Raw genomic sequence first — 16,574 nt, forward strand, 5'->3', positions numbered from 1 at the left:
TCGTGGCCCTGTCGGACCTGTTCGTGCAGGTGCTGCGCCTGTGCCGTGCGGCTGGTCTGGTCCAGTTCGCCCACGTGGCGGTGGACGGGACCAAGGTGAAGGCCAACGCCTCCCGCCACAAGGCGATGAGCTACGGACGCATGAAGACGGCCGAGCCGACGCTGGCCGACGAAGTCGACGCTTGACTGGAGCAAGCGCGCGAGGCCGACGCGGCCGAGGATGCGTTGGAGGGCGCGAACCACGGGGTGACGAGACGCCGGACTGGAGGGCCGACAAGGTGCGGCGGCTGGAGACGATCCGCCCTGCCAAGGCTGCGCTGGAAGCGGATTCGATCGATCCGCCCGACCCCGAGGACGAGAGCGGGCCGGGTGCATCCTCGGGCATGCGCTGGCAGGGTCGGCCCCTACGTGCCGAGGACGGTGGGCCACCGGACCGGGCGCAGCGCAACTTCACCGACCCGGACAGCCGGATCCTGCCGACCCGCGACGGGCTCGTGCAGGGCTACAATGGGCAGATCGCCGTCGATGCCGCGCATCAGATCATCGTGGCGCACCGCCTCGTGACGAACGCCGTCGACGCCCGCGCCCTCGTGCCGCTCATCGACGACATCCGCGCTCATCTCGGGCGCAAGCCGTGCGAGGTCTCGGGCGATGCAGCCTTTGCCAACGAGGCGAACCTCGTCGCCTTGAAGGAGCGGCGGATCACCGCCTACCTGGCTCCGGGGCGGGCGCGTCACGGCGAGGCGGATGCGGCCGGTCGTCGAAAGCTGACGAAGACGCCCCTGATGCGTGCGATGGCCGAGCGGCTGAAACGGGGTGGCCGCCGGAGCCGCTACCGCCTCAGGAAGCAGGTCGTCCAGCCGGTGTTCGGGCAGATCGAGCAGGCCCGGGGCCTTCGACCGTTCCTGCTCCGCGGGCTCGATCAGGTCCGCGGCGAATGGGCGATGATCTGCACCGCCCACAACCTTCTGAAGCTGGCCAAGGCCGAGCGCTGAGCATGACGCCGGCTGGCTTGATCCCAACCCCGACCTCGATCCGCAAACCCGTTACTCGGACGGGCTCCTAGTTGCCCCTCCAACGCCTCGAGGCCATGCTGCAGCTGCGCAAGCGCTTTGAATTTGCCGGTGCCTGGACCGTCCCCGAGCAAAACCGGCCGCTACAGGCTGATTCGGACTTCGAGAAATTCACTATACCTAAAAACGAGGCAAATCAGGCCTTTCTTGCGAACTACGTTACAGCTTTCGATACGCCGTCAGACTTTTCTGCGCAGCCTGTCTCGTCCCAATCATTCGAGGCTGAACAAGCCCAAGCCTTCGCTGCGCATCCTCAGCAGACACGTAATAAACAGCCGCGAAATCGATTTTGATAAAAACTTGCTTAAGGGCCTCTGGCGGAATATATAGCTGTCCTCTTTTAGTAATCCTCATAACTCACATCAAACAAACAATCAGTTCATTGATTTATGTTTTCGCTTTTTCACCGCAAATGATTGATGCCGTTAGAACTAATACTAGGTTTTTATACTTATTATCTCCTGGTCAGTTGATGTGCTATATCTGCCACCATCGAAGCGAATTTGAATGCTATCAACCACCTTCCACAATATTTTTCTCAATAACTTGCGCAGGGGCACGGATTGACTCAGACCGGTGTTTATGTCGGCGATGATCCTTCGGTTTTAGCATCCTACACGAAGTGGGCTGGCAACACCCCCAGCAACGTCCTCCACTTCCTGAACAATGACAGCTGGGCCGGCTTTGACAGTTCCGTCCCGTGGGCTGCCGGCCTGTGGAAGGGGGCCGCGGTCGGCAACATCTGGGGCGTGCCGCTCACCGTCTGGGGCACCTCGCTCGAGCAGGTCGCCACGGGCGCCTACAACGATCACTTCCTCAAGGCCGCTCAGGCGCTCGCCCAGACGCATCCGAGCAGTGACGGCAATCTTTACATCCGGGTCGGCTGGGAGTTCAACGGCGGCTGGATGCCCTGGGCCGCCGCCGGCCATGAGGATGCGTTCGTCAAGGCGTTCCAGGAACTCGTGACGACGTTCCGTTCGGTGTCCAGCAACTTTAAGTTCGTCTGGGATACCACCAACGACGGCGGCAACATGGATCCCGCTAAAGCCTATCCAGGCGACAAGTATGTCGACGTCATCGGGACAGACGTTTACTACTCACCGGAGTACGACTCCTGGGATGCCAAGGCTGGCTTCCAGCACGATGTGGCACGAGATTACGGGCTGCAGTGGCAGCAGGATTTTGCCGCCGCCCACGGCAAGCCAACTGCCCTCAGCGAATGGGGTATCGCCTCCGACAATGCCAGTGATTATATCAAGGGGGTGACCAAGTGGATGGCGGACCACAACATGGTCTACGGCAACTATTGGAACGCCGATACGAATGGCTATGATGGCGTGCTCAGCAATGGTCACAATCCCAATGCGGGCGCCGCCTACAAGACAGCGGTCAGCAGCCTGACGGATGCCACCCCGGCCCCAGCACCTGCTCCAGCCTCCAGCGATACCTTTGTGTTCCGGGTGTCGGGCGACAGCTACCAGGGTGATCCGCACTTCCAGGTTCTGGTGGACGGTCACCAGATCGGCGGCACGCTGACCACCAGCGCTTCGCATGCTGCAGGCCAGACGCAGGACATCGCCCTCACGGGCCAGTTCGGTACGGGGTCGCACGACGTCGCGTTGCAGTTCCTCGATGATCTCTACGGTGGCAGCGCCACGGCCGATCGCAACCTCTACGTCCACCAGGTCAGCCACAACGGTCAGACCCTGGCGGGTGATGCTGCCGATAATCATGCTGGCTACAACAGCAACGGCGTGGCTAACATGTTTAACAACGGCAGCCTCGAGTGGCACATTTGAATGGAGAAGATGCATTCAAATGTCTCGTAGAACTGCCTGAGAAGGCTTCGGAGGGTGGCATGGGACTTCCTCCGCCATCTCATCGAGGTCGTACCCTAGCATAGCGATCTGGCCCATAGGGCAGCCATCCAAGGGTGGCCGGACGTGAGGGTGCCTTCGGGACAGGACTTCACTGAGCCGGCCCGCAGGCGATCTCGAAGGGTGTTAGAGCTGAGCTCTGCGTCTGCCGCGACAGTTGGGCTTGCAGCCCGCTGCAAGCGATCGACACAAAAAAGCCCGCCGCAGCGGATGCCGGGCGGGCTGACAAAGACCGTTGCGCTCCTGAGACATCTACCGCCCCGGCATACGGCGAATTTGGTCGATGTTTTCGGTGGAGAGGTCGGTGTAGAGATTTTGCTTGGCTGGCTCGGATTGAGCTTTCCGCGGAGCTGACTGGTTCTGCTTCCCAGGTTCAGCTCCAGCCTTGAGACCGGCAAGCCCCTTCCGATTGGCGAAGTCGTTCCGGACCGTATCCTGATAGGGGGGCGTGCTCCCACACCCCTCACAGATCGAGGTGGTCCAGGACTGCCAAAGGCCATTTGTTTTCTCGGCGACAGAGGCCGCGCGCTCGCGATGGGCCGACGCAAGCTGCACGGGATCTAGGTCACCCACTTGCTTTGGCTTCGGCGCAGTCCGAAGTTCGTTCAGCAGCACGTCATCTTTAGTCTTATCGCCTGACGTGCTATCGGCAGGCTGAGAAAGCGCAGCCCCGCCAAAACAAACAAATGCTAAGGCAGTAATCATCAGGCGCATGGAAGCCTCCTTTTGGCAGCAACCCTGCTTGACGGGACATGTTCAAAAACTATTAAGGCATTCCCTCCCATCTTCCGATCAATCAAGCGCGTCAATCAAATGATATCTCTTCTGAAGCGAAACGCCTTGCATCGATAGGCTTAATCGGACCCCGAAGGCACGAAAAAGCCCCGCGCGGCGGATGCCGGGCGGGCTGGCCTGACGAGTCCCCCGCTAGCGAAGCCGAGAGAAGCAGGCCCGTCCCCTCAATCTTGTAATGGAGTGACGATTGCGTCGCCTTGCTGTTCGCGGCAAGCTAAGCCTTATGTCAGAGTCGATCGTGCCCCGCCCCTTTCACGGGATGCCACTTCCCCAACAGCAAGACCTCCTTTTGCAGAGGAGCCTGCGCGCTCTGGCTCTCTCGCCCAAAGCGATTGAGGCGCTAAACCAGCGGCGGCGTGAGCGAGAGGCTGAGGAGAAAATCGCAAGTGACGACCGGGTAGTTTAAGATTGCCCTGTTGCCAGTGCGAGGCAGGCCCATCCCCAATCTGATCATGGGGCTATAAGCATGCCAGTCAGCGAGCATCCGATCTTCGTGACCTTCAGCGCCCCAACATGGCAGGTGACGCTCAGCGGGTTCGATGTCGGCGAGATCACGGACCGGGCGATCGCCTATGTCATCCCGCGCCTACCCGCGAGAAACATGCTCAAAGTCATGATCCGGACCAAGCAGGCTGATGCGGAGGATCAGATCCGAGCTGGCATTGAGGCTGCGATCGCCGCCGAGCGTAGCCGGCGCTGTCACATGGTCCAATAGGCGACAGTTGCCGTAGCAATCGTGACCGCGAGCACGGCAGTCATCACCATGAGGAAAGGGTCGTCGGTCACGTCCCACCACCCTCATGGCTCATCAACGCAAGACGGCCGGCGTCGGTGATCTCCCACTCCCTTGAGCCGGCGGCGGAAGTGACTCCGGTCAACACGGCGTATCCCCGCTTTTGCAGCCGAAGGATCTCGCCCAGCGACACGCTGTAGAACCGCGGTCCTCGGGACAGCAGAGTCAGCATGTAGTGCAAGCTCGGGAGTAGCTCGCCCTTCCAAGCTGGCCCCCTCACGGCGCCTTCGGCTCTCGGAACCGGACACCAGCCCCGCCGCCGTTCTCGGCGATGAATTCGAGGCCGGCGCTTTCGAGGGTACGTTGCAGCTTTCCGAGGTTGTCCGCGAGGGAGTTCGGAACGCCTTCGCCATCCTCCATTCGCCTGATCGTGGCAGACGAGACGCCGGACACCTCGGCCAGTTCCTTCACAGACCAGCGCAGGCACCCGCGAGCCATCCTGATCTGAGCTGCCGTTAGCATTCCCGCCTCATGATAAGTTTCTGCTCGTCGGTGAGCAAAAAGTGTTGACGCAACCAGCGCCGTGAGCAATATTAGCTCATGGGCGCAGCAAATGAAAGCGGCGCCGAGCAAAAGGCCCGCCCCGATGCGCTACGCCAACCTCATCCCCGCCTCGCACATCGCCCGCAGCGCCGACCCGCGCCTGACCGCCGACGCCCGCCGCGCCGTCATCACCGCGAAGGCCGCCGTCGTCTCCGCCACCGAGAGCGCCAAGCGCTTCGCTCGCGCCGAGGCGCTGGTGAACCGGGACGGCACGTTCAACCGCTCCAGCATCATGCGCGCTGCAATCCGCTCGGCACAGGCCCGGATGGAAGTGACCGGCGACGCCTGGGGCGTGTGTATGTCCTACGCCCTCAAGGGCGCCTGGGCCGCCGCCAAGTCCTCCCGCGCCTACCGCGCGCACTGAGGTCGGACCGATGGCCTCCGATCTGATCCGCTCTCCCGCCGTCCGCCTGCTGCACGCCCGGCAGGATCACGCGATCTGCCTGCGCCTCGCGGCCTCCTACCGGTACCGGATCGTGGCCGGCGAGACTAATCAACGCGAGGCCCATGCCTGGGCGCTCGGCCTTGCCCGCCGCTGGCGCCTCGTCGCTGCCGAACGGAGCGAGACGCGCTGATGGCCGACCTCGCCCGCCGCACCGTTCTGGGTGCCTTCTTCGTCCTCGTGTCCTCGCGGGTGCCGGCCATGGCCTTCGACCGGGTGCTGCCGGCGATCCGCTGGGCCGAGAAAGCCGATGCTGCCTATTCCGCCTCGGGCCGTGTCGCGGCCGATCTCGCCGCCGCAGGGTTGCCGATGCCCGCCGGCTGGCGCGCGTACCGGGCTTCCCTGGCCCATGTCCGCCGGCTTGCCCGCCTCGACCTCTACGCCCTGACGCCGACGACCCCGGAGTCTGCCGAGGGGCTGGCCGCCTACCACACCGCCCGCGGCGAACGTGCCGGTAGCCCTGGCGCTCGACGTGCCGCCCGCCGCCGGCTCCGCAAGGTGTTCGCCCGGCCGGGTGCCGTGCTGCCGCCCCGTCCGACCTGATCGACGCCCAAACGGGACCCACCCCATCGCCTTCCTCGACCTACCGCCACGAGCCCTCACAGGAGCCCGAACGATGTCGCACGTCCGTACAGTCACCATTGATACCGCCGCAGACCCGATCCACGCTGCAATCCAGCGCCACCGCGCCGCCTACGACGCTTATCAGGTCGCCCCCGAGGGCAAGGCGTCCATGGTCGCGCTCGACGACTACGACGCCGCGACAGAGGCCCTGACGATCACGCCCTGCGCCTCCCGGTTCGGCGCGCTCGCCCTGCTCGGGCATCTCCGTTGGTGGCTCGGCGAGGAAGCCGAGTTCTCGGCCGCGCATCAGCCCGGTTTCGGCATCGCGCAGGCTCGGGTCGCCGACCTGACGCTGTTCCTGGGCACGAACCTGCCGGCTTTCGCGATCTCGCCCGCCTTCCCCTCGGGTCGCTTGCCGCCCGCCCCGTCCCGCCTACTGCCGGGCGTCGATCGCTACAATCAGCACGCGCCGGCCGCACTGCCGAACGAAGCCCTGCCCGGCGAGGACGAGATCTGGCAGGCCGTGGCCGCGATCCGTCCCGATACCGCGTTCGTCCGCTCCCGCCGCTTCATCGGCGCGGCCGGCGAGTTCCTGGCCGCCGCGGCGATCATCGGCGGCGGATGCGTCCTCACGAGCCTCGCGTCCCTGCTCTGAGCCTCGACCCGACATCCCGCCGCCCGTTCAAGCCTGCATCCCTGCAAACCTGAAAACCGGATAACCTAACATGCGTAATCCCTTGAAGCGCCTCCCGACCGCCGATGCGAAGCCGACCCTGCGCGAGCGGTTCGCGTCGATGAAGGCCAAGGCCGCGGGCCTGGCCGCCGAGACGAGCCAGGGCCGCCGTACCATGCTGGCCGGGTCCGTGGCTGCTGCCATGCCGCTGCCGGCGCTGCCCGCCCCGGGGCCGGTCGCGAGCGACAGACGCAGCGACTACCTCGCCCGCCTCCTGACCGCCTACGCCGAGGACCGGGCGTGCCGTCCGATTTCCAGCGAGGCCGCCCTTGCGTCCATCGAGGGGGCCGCGGCCAACCTCGTGATGCGGCGGTGCTGCGATGTGTGCGACGAGATCCTGGCTTTGCCGCCCCCGAAGGCTCCCGATGGCCTCGCGCTCGCGGCTCTCGCGGCGGCCATCGAACTAGAAGCCAACTGGTACGAGGGCAAAGACCGACAGTTCAACGCAGGGATGGTCCTCATCCGCGCCGTGCTCGCCATTACCGGGACGCCGCTGCCGCCGGGCTTTGTCGGGTTCGGGGACGAACCGGACTGCCCCGAAAAGGACGACGCGCTTTTCGCGGCACAGGGCAGCCTTCCGGCCTGGGCCATCGCCGAGGCTGAAGCCGCTGCCGAGGACGACGCCTAGCCCTCCGTCCCGATCCCAAGACCTGACGGCAAGCCGCGATCAAGGCTTGCCGCGCCTCCTGTAATCCTGAAAGCGGGCGCTGCCGCGTGAAAGCCTGACCTATGAGCAACGTCATTACCTTCAGCCCGCGCGGTACGGCACCGCACGTCCCTCCGGCGCCGTCGCCGGCCGAGACCCGGCGCATGATCGAGGAAGCGGCACAGACCGTCCTAGACACGGTGGACAGCCTGCTCGCCATTCTCGATCGCATGGACGGGGATGCGGAGGCCGAGGATGGCACCGATGCAGAACCTACCCCCGCTGCTCCCGAGAGCCAGGTCGTGCGGCTGCGCAATAATGATAGTGACCGCAAGGCGCAGGCGCTTAAGCTTGCCATGCCGGAGGTAGCCGCTCCGCACGCGGGTTCCATGCTCGCGACCCTCCCTTGGGGTGGCAGGGGCAACGTGATCGCGGCGGCCGGCACCGTGCTGCTCGACATGGTAGCGAGGCGGTGATGCCGATCTTTCCCCATCGAAACGGCATGGATGCCACCACCTACGGATCGGCTCGCATGAAGGTGACATTCGATCCATAGGGGTCCGGGGTTCAGTTCATACGCTTGCGGCGCTCCCGAACTTCCTCACGAGCCAAGCGGCGCCCCAACTCCATCAGCAGGGCGTCTGCGTGGGCCTTCAGTGGCGGGTCCTGCAGATCGACGATCGCCTGCTGCGCAGCAATGGCATGATCGGCTGCACGATCCAGCGGCGTCGCCTGGGTCCAGCTATCGGTGTCCTCACTCATCCGCATCTGCGTTATATCGATGAGGATGCCGGAACCGGTTCGAGGTTGGCCCGCATGGTCGCTTGTGAAGCGGCCACGCGACAGCACCCAACGCGTCCGGCCATCAACGGAGATGACCCGATATTCGGTCAGATAGGCGCTGCCCGCGCTGGCGCTGCTCCGGATCAACGCCAATACCCGCTGTCGGTCATCGGCGTGGATGCCATCAATGAAGCGCGAGAGCGGCAAGCCGTCTTCGGCCTCTTCCGGATCGAGGTTGAAGAGCAGCGCGACGACGGCATCGACGCGAGCCCGGTCGGAGGCGGCGTCCCACTCCCATCGCCCGATCACATCCAGGGCGTCCAGCGCCGACTGGAAGGCCACCGAACAGGTCTGGCCGTTAAGAGGCCTCGTTTTTGGCACGGGAACCCCCCTATCGGCTAGAAGACGGGTTCTTTGTATCTGCGCCAGACATACAACTTCAAGGCAATATCAAACGATAAATGACAACTGTGGCGTGTTTGCAATGCTGCTTCGGCGATCGATTGCATTAAAGATACCGTAGGGATGCACCATGCGACCGAACAGGAGGTTTTATGGGATCGAAGGCGCCACCTCCCGGCACATCGTGGCCTTCTGACTCGCAAGAGGGCGAGACCGTCGGGCTTCCCCTGCCAGCGAGTCATGCAACCAAGATCACTTCGCTGCAGCGTATCGCCGAAGCGCTGCAGGTGCCCCCTGCTGCTCTGTATCAGCTACCGAACGCCGTTGAGGCAGCCAAGCCCATCGAGCAGACAGAGAGCCCTGGCGGTCAGGATCGTGAATGCTACGCGCTGATCCAGGCTTTCATGCGCATTTCCGATCCTGAGGAACGTCGCCGGATCTTAGCCCTTGTGCAGGCGTCGGCCGAGCGAGCCTGAGATAAGTGTGCTGGGCGGCCGGGGGGCACGTTCTTGTAGGTGGAGCGCGCCGCGACTGCCGTGGCCTGCTCGGCGAGCCGGAACGGGGCGACGTGGCTGAGGCTCGGGCCATCCTCGCCGGTCGCTCGCCGGGCGACCCCATCATTGAGGCGCACCCGGCTTACACAGCCCCGCCGCACCGCGGTCAGGCAGCCTGAAATAAGCTAACGCGGCATCCCTGCAATCAGGCGTGCCGCCTTTGCGTATCCGCGCTGGACAGCGAAGCCTTAACCACGGAAAGCGAGGATGCCGCCGACCCGCACTGCCGCGCCGCAGGGAACCCGCAATGCACGTGATCCTCATTGCGACCCAAAAGGGCGGCAGCGGTAAGAGCACCCTCGCCGCGCATTTCGGCGCGCTCGCCGAGCGGTCCGGCCGAACGCTCCTGATCGACGCCGACCCGCAGGGCTCGCTTTCGTTCTGGTATAAGCGCCGCGCGGCCGAGACCCCGCTACTCGCCAAAGCCGACGGCACGTCGATCACCGACACCCTGGAAGCCGCACAGGCCGACGGGTGCGCTTGGGCGGTCATCGACAGCCCGCCGCACAATGCGGCGCTCACGGCCTCGATGATGTCCCGCGCGACCGTAACCGTGATCCCGGTTCGGCCGGGACCGTTCGACCTCGATGCGGTCGCCGCGACCCTCGCCATGGCCCGGAGCCTAAAGGCGCCAATCGCCTGCATCATCAATGCGGCGCCGCCGATCACGCGGGGCGAGACCGAGACCGCCATCGTGGCCGAAGCTCGCGCCGTCCTCGTCGGGATGGGCGCCCCCGTGCTGCCGGGCCAGGTCTCGCAACGCGCCAGCCTCTCGCACGCCCTCATCACCGGGCAGAGCGTGAACGAGTACGATCCCGACAGCCGGGCCGCCGCCGAGGTCGGCGCCATGTGGTCGGCCGTGTCCGAGCTTGCCCGCACGTTCCCCCGCAAGCCGTAGCTCCGGCACCGCGGGAAGCCGCGATCCCTTCAAGCCTGCATCCCGTCAAAGAGGTTTCCCCGATGGCTCCCCCTAAGCGTCCGTCCCTCGCTGGCCTTGTCGAGCCGAAAGCCTCCGCCGATCCGCAGGCCCCGGCACAGACCGCCGAGGAACGCGACCCGGCTCCGGTCGCGACGACGCCCGGCGACCTCAAAACGATGCAGGTCCGCGTCAACCGCGCCGGCTGGCTCGAAATGTCCCGGCTCGCGCAGGATCGGGACGTGCCCCTAGAGGCGCTGATGGTCGAAGCGTTCAACGACGTGCTGACGAAGCACCGCAAGCCGCCCGTGGTCGAACGGCGCCAGCCGGTGAAGAAATGAGCAAAGGCCCGCGCGATCTAGTGAAGTGTCGGATCTGGCGAGGCGGTAGCAGTTGGGGTTCTATCCGGATGTCTCCGGAGTGGTCGCGGCTTTCCATCGAGGCAGCGCCCCCGCCTCTCGCTGACGCGCCTGATGGCCTGCGCTTCCTGTTCGATCTCCCGTCGAAGGGGGGTGGTCAGACACGCCTGAACCTCTGCCTGCCGGCTGAGGATTTCAGCGAGATCGCGCGAGCGATGATGCGCGCTGATCCGGACGCGGCTCGAATGGCGTTCGCGGAAGCCTTGGCGAGCGAAAGGGGAGAGAACCCCGAGGAAGGCTAATCCAATATGCGTTTCGTCATGCCGCATTATCCCTGCGATTTCGAGATCCCCGACGACTGGCTGGGCGCGATCTCCTCTCGTACGCCGCCACCAGCCGGCGCGGGCTATCACCCATCGGCACCCGCCACCCTCGTCCCGTTGGCCGATATCCAGCCGCCACGCCGCGACAGGGCTTTCCCCCTCGAATGGCATGGCATGGAGCGGCATCGGTTCGTGCGCGTCCTCGAATGGATGGTCGGCGGCAATGGAATTGAGCCGGTGCCCCTACTGGCAGTGCCGCCGTTGGATGGCTGCAACCAGCTTTACCCCTTCGTCGTCTACGACGGGCTTCATCGCTTCTACGCTTCGATCGTCGCGGGTTTCGATCACCTGCCGGCCGAGATCCACCAACCGGCCAAACGGTGACGGCCGAACAGGAGTCGCCAAGTTGGCGAACCCTCGCGGCGATGCAGGCGCCAAGCTGGCATCCGCATTTGCACGGCGTTCAAGTGGCCAAGTTGGCCGCTTGCTCGGATCGGCTGAGGCTTTTGCGGATCAGCGAGCGACAGATTGTCAGTTGCTGAGCGCATGTCGCCAACTTAGCGACTTGCTCGGGGATCTCAGGCCGAGCGGCCAACCTGTCCACACGGACGTGGCCGCCAGCTTGGCGCTCACGTTGCCCCTGGTCATCGCCAACTTGGCGAACATCAGCCGCAGGCTTCGCGGGACCGCGGCGAGCCGCTTTGCAGGGATGCAGGTATCGCGCGATCGAGGCTTGCTGGGCGGCCTGCAATCCGGCATGGTCTGCGAACGCAAGACAAGTGATGTTATCTTGCGTTTGCGCTCAAGAGGTACGCCGTGTCCAACATCACCCCAATCATGCACGCGGTGAAGCGGTTCAGACGCGATGCCGAGCAGGCCGGCGGCCGAGTGGTCGCTTGGCCCACGATTGACCCGACCTTTCGGGTTTCAAAGCTGGAACACGAGGGCGACCACGTCCTGTTGTATGGCACCGACGACAGGGGCCGCGACGCGATGCTGATCATTCCCGCCCCGCAATTCGGGCTCGGCATGATCTTTGAGTCGGGCCAGCCAGAACGCGGCTCCTTCGGGTTCGTGCACCACAAGGGGGATGGAGCTTGAGCACAGCTCTCGTTCCAATCGCCGAGCCCGTTGCGACACTGCCGCCCGCACAGGCCGACGACGACACGCAGATGGTGCGGCTGTGGCTGGCACGATCCGCGAGCCCGAACACGCGCCGGAACTATGAGCGGGAGGCGCGGCGCTTCCTGGCGCACGTCGGCAAGCCGCTCGAGCAGGTTCGGATCGGCGACCTGCAGGATTACGTCGCCGGCCGGGACGGCTCGTCGGCAACCGTCGCCCTCGCGGCCTCGGCGCTCAAGAGCCTGTTCACGTTCGCCCAAGAGGTCGGGTTTCTCCGGTTCAACATCGGCGCTGCCGTGAAGGTGCCGCCGATCAAGAACACGCTGGCCGAGCGCATCATGTCGGAAGCCGACGCGCTGCTGATGATCCGGCAGGAACCGGACATGCGGAACCGCGTGCTCCTGACGGTGCTCTACGGCGGGGGCCTGCGGATCTCGGAAGTGTGCGGCCTGCGCTGGCGCGACCTCTCGGCCCGTGACGAGGCCGGGCAAGCGACAATTTTCGGCAAGGGCGGCAAGACGCGGGCGGTCCTGCTCTCGGCCGCAACATGGAAAGTGCTTGTGGCTCTGCGCGGCGAGGCTGGACCGGACGCCCCCGTGTTCCTTTCACGGAAGGGCGGGGCGCTTGATCCGAGCGCAGCGCATCGCGTGGTGAAGGCAGCGGTCACGCGGGCAGGGCTTCCAGCGGAGGTCTCGGCACACTGGCTCCGGCATGCGCACGCCTCTCACAGCCTGGACCGTGGTGCGCCGATCCATCTCGTACAAGCGACGCTCGGGCACGCCTCGGTGGCGACGACGGGGCGCTACCTGCACGCTCGGCCGTCGGAAAGCTCGGCTCGGTTCCTGGGGGTGTGATGGCCGCCGCTTTCAGGGGGCACTCGGGGAGTGGGTTCCTATGAGACAGTCAGGATTGAGTGAACCAGCGCTCACTCTGATCGCTTCACCGGCTCATACGCAGACGCAATCAAGCGCCTTAGCGACGGGCTAGAGCGCCCAATCCGAGCGTGTCGAGGACGCGCTCACGACAGAGAGTATCATCCTCGCTGAGGTCACCCTTTTCGAAAAGAACGATCACGGATGGATCGACGCTGGCGAGTTCAGCCAAGGCCTCGACGGAGTAGGCGCATCGCAGGCGGGCAGCGCGCACCTGCGATGCCAGGCGTTGGTGATAGTCCGAGGGGGGTTCGTTCGAAATGCTCATAGGCCGGCCTACGCAGGTCGAAAGCACTCGGTTTCATCACGGGCCTGTTAGATCGATCCCGATGGCTTTGACCGGGGCAGCCCCAGATCCGTCAAACCAAGCCCCTGCGCCAAACCGATTGCAGCCTCCAGTGAGAGATCGCTGCTAGTGCCTTGTTCGATGGCCTCGATAACGCTCGGATCGGTCCCCAGGAGGCGTGCAGCGGTGATGAGATCCAAACATAGCTTGGCACGCGCCGGTCCCGCATGGTTAGCCAGGTTCTGAAATAGGGCCCGTTTTCGTTCCGCTGTTTGTTCCATGCACACTGCATGAGTTCCTCGTGAACGACGAATTGCCGCTCACCGAGCATAGCTGTTTAGGCCCGACATCCTCCTACCTGTGGTTGATCCCCTGCCATTCCCACAACGCAAGGAACCCAATCGATGCCGTGTTCATCGCAGAGACCACGAGGCATAAGGATCTAAGGACTGCACTTAGGAAGGCTCACTAAACAGGTGTATCTAAGAACTATTCTGAAACTGTCTTCCTTTCAATCAAGGCTTCTTCAGTCGAGGTCCGCATCAGCGGACTATGTTCCGTAAAGTAATATTTATAATAATCCCAAGATAGGCATCCTACCAGTCTTATAATTTACGCTATAGTTATCTGTACCAAAATTTAACCGATAGAAAGATTAAAATACTGATAAGTGTCAAAATATATGTCGCTATAAAATTTTAACTATAAGCATGAAATACAACCCGTAATTTGAGCTATGTTATATATTTGAGCCCCTTGCCCTGTATATGACCGCTAGATTATTGCTATATTATGAGATAGGCATCGTGCTTCAACCTTCTCGCTCTCGTCGTCTGTGGGCACCAGTGTTAGTCTTGGCTACGGTCACAGCCGTAAGTGTCGCTCTGCCAGCCTGGGCAGCGCTATCCACAGTGGTCCGTGTGGTTTTGCAAAAAGGACGCCACTACGATCCGAAGGATCTGTTCCTTCAACGAGGCGCCACACTTGTACTCGTGAACGGCGACGATGTCGCCGTGCACCATGCCTTCATCGAGGCTGATCGCCTCCGCTTCGATGGCGGTGATCAGGAACCTGGCTCAGAGCGCACACTGAAATTGACAGAGGCCGGTGACTTCGTGCTTCGATGCGGCATCCACCCAAAAATGACGCTTACCATTCATGTGCAGTGAGCATCCTATCCGGTCGTAGCATCGGGGACATCGTGAAGCGGTATGCCGGAGCCGCGGGCTTCGATCCGGCGGCGTTCGGCGGGCATTCCCTGCGAGCCGGGTTCGTGACGACGGCGGCCGAGCGTGGGGCCGACCTCGCGCGCATCATGGAGGTTTCGGGCCATCGCGATCCGCGGACCGTGCTCGAGTACGTTCGAAGGGCGAACGTCTTCAAGGATCATGCCGGGAGGGGGTTCCTGTAGAGGGTGCAATCCCAGCTCGACTAGGCTGTGCGGGGCGATCTGAGCCAGGATCACCGGGTTCGAGGTAGCACGCTGGCGCGCCGGGACGGTATTGGAGCATCCGAGTGAAACGGACCTTCAACGCGGCAGCTTCAGTCATGCTTTTCGGTGCTGACGCAGCCATCGCGTGGCCTCCTCCAGCGTGGCGAAGATCGGCGCTGACACTCCGAAGAGACGTCCGAAGGCCGCCTCCACGAACCAGCCCGGGCCCACCTCGTGCTCGGGGGTATCGAGACGCACCAGCACGGCGATCAGCAGGCCGTTGGCGAGAACCAAGCGCCCTTCCCGGTCTGGGCTGCCGGTATCGACAGCGATCGGCTGCAGCACGAGCAACGTCTCGACGTTGTCGCGCGCATCCATGCCTAACTTTCCCGGAGCTGGCTCAGCCATGGCTCGCTTCGGCGTGCGCCCCAGCGGGTGTTCTTGAGGTGGAGGTAGTTGGGCGTAAAACCGCAGAACGCCTTGAGCTGCTCGACATCGTGGATCGTCAGAACCCGTCGTTTAAGCGTGATCAGCCCGAGATCACGCAGCTCGCGAAGCGTACGGTGCACGTGAACGGCGGACAAGCCCATCGTGTCGGCAAGCTCGGTCTGTGTGAACGGGAAGGGGTAGCTGTCGTTCGTGACTTTCCCAACCGCATCGAGCCGAACCAACATTTCGCAGAGGAGGTGAGCGATACGACGCTCCGGGGCACGACCACCAAGGTTGACCAGCCACTCGCGCAGCACCGCCTCATCGACGAGACCACACCACCAAAAGGCCCGCGTGATCTGCGGATGGGCCTGGGTAATCTCCTCGATTGCCCGACGCGGGATGTCGACGACATGGCACGCGGAGATCGTAGCAATGTTGTGGTCCATCTGGTCGAGGATGAACACGTTGAGGTCGCAGAAGTCCCCTGGAACCATAAGCGCCATGATCTGGCGTTTACCGTCCGGGAGCACCTTGTAGCGGCAAGCGAGGCCATCAAGGATCAGATGGACGTTCTCGGGTTCGTCGCCTTCTCGAACCAAATCGACCCGTGCAGCGACCTGCCGGATGCGTGGCGCCAAGCCATCCAGGGCCCGGCGATCGTCATTCGATAGGTCCTCGAAGCCTTCCAGCTTCCGGGTGAGTACCTGCTGCATCACGCCTCGGCATGGTGACGTCGGCTTTCCTCATATGTCGGAAACCCAACCAAACAAATTATCATTTGACGATTTGGTTGCATAATCCCCTGCTTTTGTTTACGAACGGATGGATTGCCTGCCGGGCGCTCGGGCGCAGGTAGTTGAGGGCTCGTGCTCCCGCCCTTTTCAGGACGGGTTCATTGAAACAGCCCTTACAGGCTACCTACCGCAATCGGCTGCTTGTCGGCTTAACGCTCGCCGATTTCGCCTGGGTGCAGAACCATCTCACTCCAATCGTACTCAGGGTCGGCGACGTGCCGATGCCGGCCGCTACTCCGCTCACGCATGTCTATTTCGTTGAGCAGGGCATCGTCTCGCTCGTAGCGCGCTCCTCGGACGGCGAACAGGCGGAGATCGGGCTGGTCGGCTACGAGGGCGTGGTCGGCCTTCCGCTCGTCCTGGGATCGGATCGCGCGCCGTACGACGGCCAGGTTCAGATGGCCGGCCTCGCGTGGGCAATGCCGGCTGAAGCCCTCCATGCCATGCTGCAGCGGAGCGCCGCCTTCAGCGAGAGCCTGCTGCGTTACGCACAAGCCTCCGCTGTACAGGTGGCCAGCACGGCACTGGCCAACGCGCGCTATACGCTGGCAGCCCGTCTCGCCCGCTGGTTGCTGATGTGCCACGATCGGGTCGAGGGGGACGACCTGCCGACGACCCACCGCTTCTTGTCCGTGATGCTCGGCGTGAACCGCACTGGTGTCAGCGAGGCGCTGACCGCTTTGGAACGGGCCGGGGTCATCGCAACGAAGCGTGGGACCATCACCATCCGGGACCGCGAAAAGCTGATTGCTCAAGCGGGCGCCTGCTACGGAA

Annotated in this window: 23 protein-coding genes and 2 pseudogenes; 19 read left to right on the forward strand and 6 right to left on the reverse strand. The window is 63.6% G+C overall.

Annotated elements, in window-relative coordinates:
- From MKK60_RS00680 to MKK60_RS00690, 3 genes and pseudogenes are all read left to right on the forward strand, one after another.
- Positions 1-994, forward strand: a pseudogene (locus MKK60_RS00680) (transposase); the annotation flags it as partial.
- An 89-nt stretch (positions 995-1,083) separates the two neighbouring features.
- Positions 1,084-1,158, forward strand: a pseudogene (locus MKK60_RS00685) (IS6 family transposase); the annotation flags it as partial.
- Between the two features lie 477 nt (positions 1,159-1,635).
- The gene (locus tag MKK60_RS00690) at positions 1,636-2,871 is read left to right on the forward strand and encodes a carbohydrate-binding domain-containing protein (protein ID WP_243983493.1); all 1,236 of its coding nucleotides are present in this window, start codon (positions 1,636-1,638) and stop codon (positions 2,869-2,871) included.
- A gap of 330 nt (positions 2,872-3,201) precedes the next feature.
- Here the strand turns inward: MKK60_RS00690 and MKK60_RS00695 are convergent, their stop codons facing one another.
- On the reverse strand, positions 3,202-3,663 hold the full coding sequence (locus tag MKK60_RS00695) for a hypothetical protein (RefSeq protein ID WP_243983494.1): 462 nt from the start codon (positions 3,661-3,663) through the stop codon (positions 3,202-3,204).
- Positions 3,664-4,210: 547 nt separating this feature from the next.
- Here MKK60_RS00695 and MKK60_RS00700 point away from each other — a divergent pair.
- On the forward strand, positions 4,211-4,459 hold the full coding sequence (locus MKK60_RS00700) for a hypothetical protein (protein WP_243983495.1): 249 nt from the start codon (positions 4,211-4,213) through the stop codon (positions 4,457-4,459).
- A 67-nt stretch (positions 4,460-4,526) separates the two neighbouring features.
- Here MKK60_RS00700 and MKK60_RS00705 read toward each other — a convergent pair whose 3' ends face one another.
- The gene (locus MKK60_RS00705) at positions 4,527-4,709 is read right to left on the reverse strand and encodes a hypothetical protein (RefSeq protein ID WP_243983496.1); all 183 of its coding nucleotides are present in this window, start codon (positions 4,707-4,709) and stop codon (positions 4,527-4,529) included.
- A gap of 44 nt (positions 4,710-4,753) precedes the next feature.
- Positions 4,754-4,948: a helix-turn-helix domain-containing protein gene (locus tag MKK60_RS00710; protein WP_243983497.1), complete on the reverse strand. Its 195-nt coding sequence runs from the start codon at positions 4,946-4,948 to the stop codon at positions 4,754-4,756.
- Between the two features lie 175 nt (positions 4,949-5,123).
- Between MKK60_RS00710 and MKK60_RS00715 the strand changes: the two genes are divergently transcribed.
- The 6 genes from MKK60_RS00715 (at position 5,124) to MKK60_RS00740 (ending at position 7,941) form a co-directional block, all read left to right on the forward strand.
- Positions 5,124-5,444: a hypothetical protein gene (locus tag MKK60_RS00715; protein WP_243983498.1), complete on the forward strand. Its 321-nt coding sequence runs from the start codon at positions 5,124-5,126 to the stop codon at positions 5,442-5,444.
- Between the two features lie 10 nt (positions 5,445-5,454).
- Positions 5,455-5,655 (forward strand): hypothetical protein, encoded by a 201-nt coding sequence (locus tag MKK60_RS00720; protein ID WP_243983499.1) that lies wholly within the window; start codon positions 5,455-5,457, stop codon positions 5,653-5,655.
- The gene (locus MKK60_RS00725; RefSeq protein WP_243983500.1) at positions 5,655-6,065 is read left to right on the forward strand and encodes a penicillin-binding protein; all 411 of its coding nucleotides are present in this window, start codon (positions 5,655-5,657) and stop codon (positions 6,063-6,065) included. The genes MKK60_RS00720 and MKK60_RS00725 overlap by 1 nt, the downstream gene beginning before the upstream one ends.
- 73 nt (positions 6,066-6,138) lie before the next feature.
- A complete protein-coding gene (locus MKK60_RS00730) occupies positions 6,139-6,741 on the forward strand; it encodes a hypothetical protein (RefSeq protein ID WP_243983501.1) in 603 nt (200 codons plus the stop codon).
- Between the two features lie 70 nt (positions 6,742-6,811).
- A complete protein-coding gene (locus MKK60_RS00735; protein WP_243983502.1) occupies positions 6,812-7,447 on the forward strand; it encodes a hypothetical protein in 636 nt (211 codons plus the stop codon).
- Between the two features lie 101 nt (positions 7,448-7,548).
- Entirely contained in the window at positions 7,549-7,941 is a 393-nt protein-coding gene (locus MKK60_RS00740) for a hypothetical protein (RefSeq protein WP_243983503.1), read from the forward strand.
- Between the two features lie 91 nt (positions 7,942-8,032).
- Here MKK60_RS00740 and MKK60_RS00745 read toward each other — a convergent pair whose 3' ends face one another.
- Positions 8,033-8,590: a PAS domain-containing protein gene (locus MKK60_RS00745; protein ID WP_313901106.1), complete on the reverse strand. Its 558-nt coding sequence runs from the start codon at positions 8,588-8,590 to the stop codon at positions 8,033-8,035.
- A 212-nt stretch (positions 8,591-8,802) separates the two neighbouring features.
- On the opposite strand from MKK60_RS00745, the gene MKK60_RS00750 reads away from it, so the two are divergent.
- The 8 genes from MKK60_RS00750 (at position 8,803) to MKK60_RS00785 (ending at position 14,553) form a co-directional block, all read left to right on the forward strand.
- Entirely contained in the window at positions 8,803-9,126 is a 324-nt protein-coding gene (locus tag MKK60_RS00750; RefSeq protein ID WP_243983505.1) for a hypothetical protein, read from the forward strand.
- Positions 9,127-9,451: 325 nt separating this feature from the next.
- Positions 9,452-10,102: a ParA family protein gene (locus MKK60_RS00755; protein ID WP_243983506.1), complete on the forward strand. Its 651-nt coding sequence runs from the start codon at positions 9,452-9,454 to the stop codon at positions 10,100-10,102.
- A 62-nt stretch (positions 10,103-10,164) separates the two neighbouring features.
- On the forward strand, positions 10,165-10,461 hold the full coding sequence (locus tag MKK60_RS00760) for a hypothetical protein (protein WP_243983507.1): 297 nt from the start codon (positions 10,165-10,167) through the stop codon (positions 10,459-10,461).
- 326 nt (positions 10,462-10,787) lie between these two features.
- Complete coding sequence (locus tag MKK60_RS00765) at positions 10,788-11,186, forward strand: hypothetical protein (RefSeq protein WP_243983508.1); 399 nt, start codon at positions 10,788-10,790, stop codon at positions 11,184-11,186.
- A gap of 432 nt (positions 11,187-11,618) precedes the next feature.
- Positions 11,619-11,903 (forward strand): hypothetical protein, encoded by a 285-nt coding sequence (locus MKK60_RS00770; RefSeq protein WP_243983509.1) that lies wholly within the window; start codon positions 11,619-11,621, stop codon positions 11,901-11,903.
- Positions 11,900-12,778 (forward strand): tyrosine-type recombinase/integrase, encoded by an 879-nt coding sequence (locus MKK60_RS00775; protein WP_243983510.1) that lies wholly within the window; start codon positions 11,900-11,902, stop codon positions 12,776-12,778. The genes MKK60_RS00770 and MKK60_RS00775 overlap by 4 nt, the downstream gene beginning before the upstream one ends.
- A gap of 1,284 nt (positions 12,779-14,062) precedes the next feature.
- Positions 14,063-14,311 (forward strand): hypothetical protein, encoded by a 249-nt coding sequence (locus MKK60_RS00780; protein WP_243983511.1) that lies wholly within the window; start codon positions 14,063-14,065, stop codon positions 14,309-14,311.
- A complete protein-coding gene (locus tag MKK60_RS00785) occupies positions 14,266-14,553 on the forward strand; it encodes a tyrosine-type recombinase/integrase (RefSeq protein ID WP_279603918.1) in 288 nt (95 codons plus the stop codon). The genes MKK60_RS00780 and MKK60_RS00785 overlap by 46 nt, the downstream gene beginning before the upstream one ends.
- A 135-nt stretch (positions 14,554-14,688) precedes the next feature.
- Here the strand turns inward: MKK60_RS00785 and MKK60_RS00790 are convergent, their stop codons facing one another.
- Positions 14,689-14,952: a hypothetical protein gene (locus MKK60_RS00790; protein ID WP_147860247.1), complete on the reverse strand. Its 264-nt coding sequence runs from the start codon at positions 14,950-14,952 to the stop codon at positions 14,689-14,691.
- Between the two features lie 2 nt (positions 14,953-14,954).
- Entirely contained in the window at positions 14,955-15,719 is a 765-nt protein-coding gene (locus tag MKK60_RS00795; RefSeq protein WP_243983513.1) for a Crp/Fnr family transcriptional regulator, read from the reverse strand.
- Positions 15,720-15,901: 182 nt separating this feature from the next.
- On the opposite strand from MKK60_RS00795, the gene MKK60_RS00800 reads away from it, so the two are divergent.
- Positions 15,902-16,574: Crp/Fnr family transcriptional regulator (locus tag MKK60_RS00800; RefSeq protein WP_243983514.1), on the forward strand; the 673-nt coding region annotated here is incomplete at its 3' end.

Source organism: Methylobacterium sp. J-092 (assembly GCF_022829325.1).
Classification (GTDB): Bacteria; Pseudomonadota; Alphaproteobacteria; order Rhizobiales; family Beijerinckiaceae; genus Methylobacterium.

Coding starts and splice junctions, on each gene's coding strand:
- MKK60_RS00725 (WP_243983500.1), top strand. CDS start 5,655: ATGGCCGACCTCGCCCGCCGCACCGTTCTGGGTGCCTTCTTCGTCCTC.
- MKK60_RS00695 (WP_243983494.1), bottom strand. CDS start 3,663: ATGCGCCTGATGATTACTGCCTTAGCATTTGTTTGTTTTGGCGGGGCT.
- MKK60_RS00785 (WP_279603918.1), top strand. CDS start 14,266: ATGCGGCATCCACCCAAAAATGACGCTTACCATTCATGTGCAGTGAGC.
- MKK60_RS00750 (WP_243983505.1), top strand. CDS start 8,803: ATGGGATCGAAGGCGCCACCTCCCGGCACATCGTGGCCTTCTGACTCG.
- MKK60_RS00715 (WP_243983498.1), top strand. CDS start 5,124: ATGCGCTACGCCAACCTCATCCCCGCCTCGCACATCGCCCGCAGCGCC.
- MKK60_RS00795 (WP_243983513.1), bottom strand. CDS start 15,719: ATGCAGCAGGTACTCACCCGGAAGCTGGAAGGCTTCGAGGACCTATCG.
- MKK60_RS00755 (WP_243983506.1), top strand. CDS start 9,452: ATGCACGTGATCCTCATTGCGACCCAAAAGGGCGGCAGCGGTAAGAGC.
- MKK60_RS00705 (WP_243983496.1), bottom strand. CDS start 4,709: ATGCTGACTCTGCTGTCCCGAGGACCGCGGTTCTACAGCGTGTCGCTG.
- MKK60_RS00790 (WP_147860247.1), bottom strand. CDS start 14,952: ATGGATGCGCGCGACAACGTCGAGACGTTGCTCGTGCTGCAGCCGATC.
- MKK60_RS00730 (WP_243983501.1), top strand. CDS start 6,139: ATGTCGCACGTCCGTACAGTCACCATTGATACCGCCGCAGACCCGATC.
- MKK60_RS00700 (WP_243983495.1), top strand. CDS start 4,211: ATGCCAGTCAGCGAGCATCCGATCTTCGTGACCTTCAGCGCCCCAACA.
- MKK60_RS00740 (WP_243983503.1), top strand. CDS start 7,549: ATGAGCAACGTCATTACCTTCAGCCCGCGCGGTACGGCACCGCACGTC.
- MKK60_RS00720 (WP_243983499.1), top strand. CDS start 5,455: ATGGCCTCCGATCTGATCCGCTCTCCCGCCGTCCGCCTGCTGCACGCC.
- MKK60_RS00735 (WP_243983502.1), top strand. CDS start 6,812: ATGCGTAATCCCTTGAAGCGCCTCCCGACCGCCGATGCGAAGCCGACC.
- MKK60_RS00760 (WP_243983507.1), top strand. CDS start 10,165: ATGGCTCCCCCTAAGCGTCCGTCCCTCGCTGGCCTTGTCGAGCCGAAA.
- MKK60_RS00765 (WP_243983508.1), top strand. CDS start 10,788: ATGCGTTTCGTCATGCCGCATTATCCCTGCGATTTCGAGATCCCCGAC.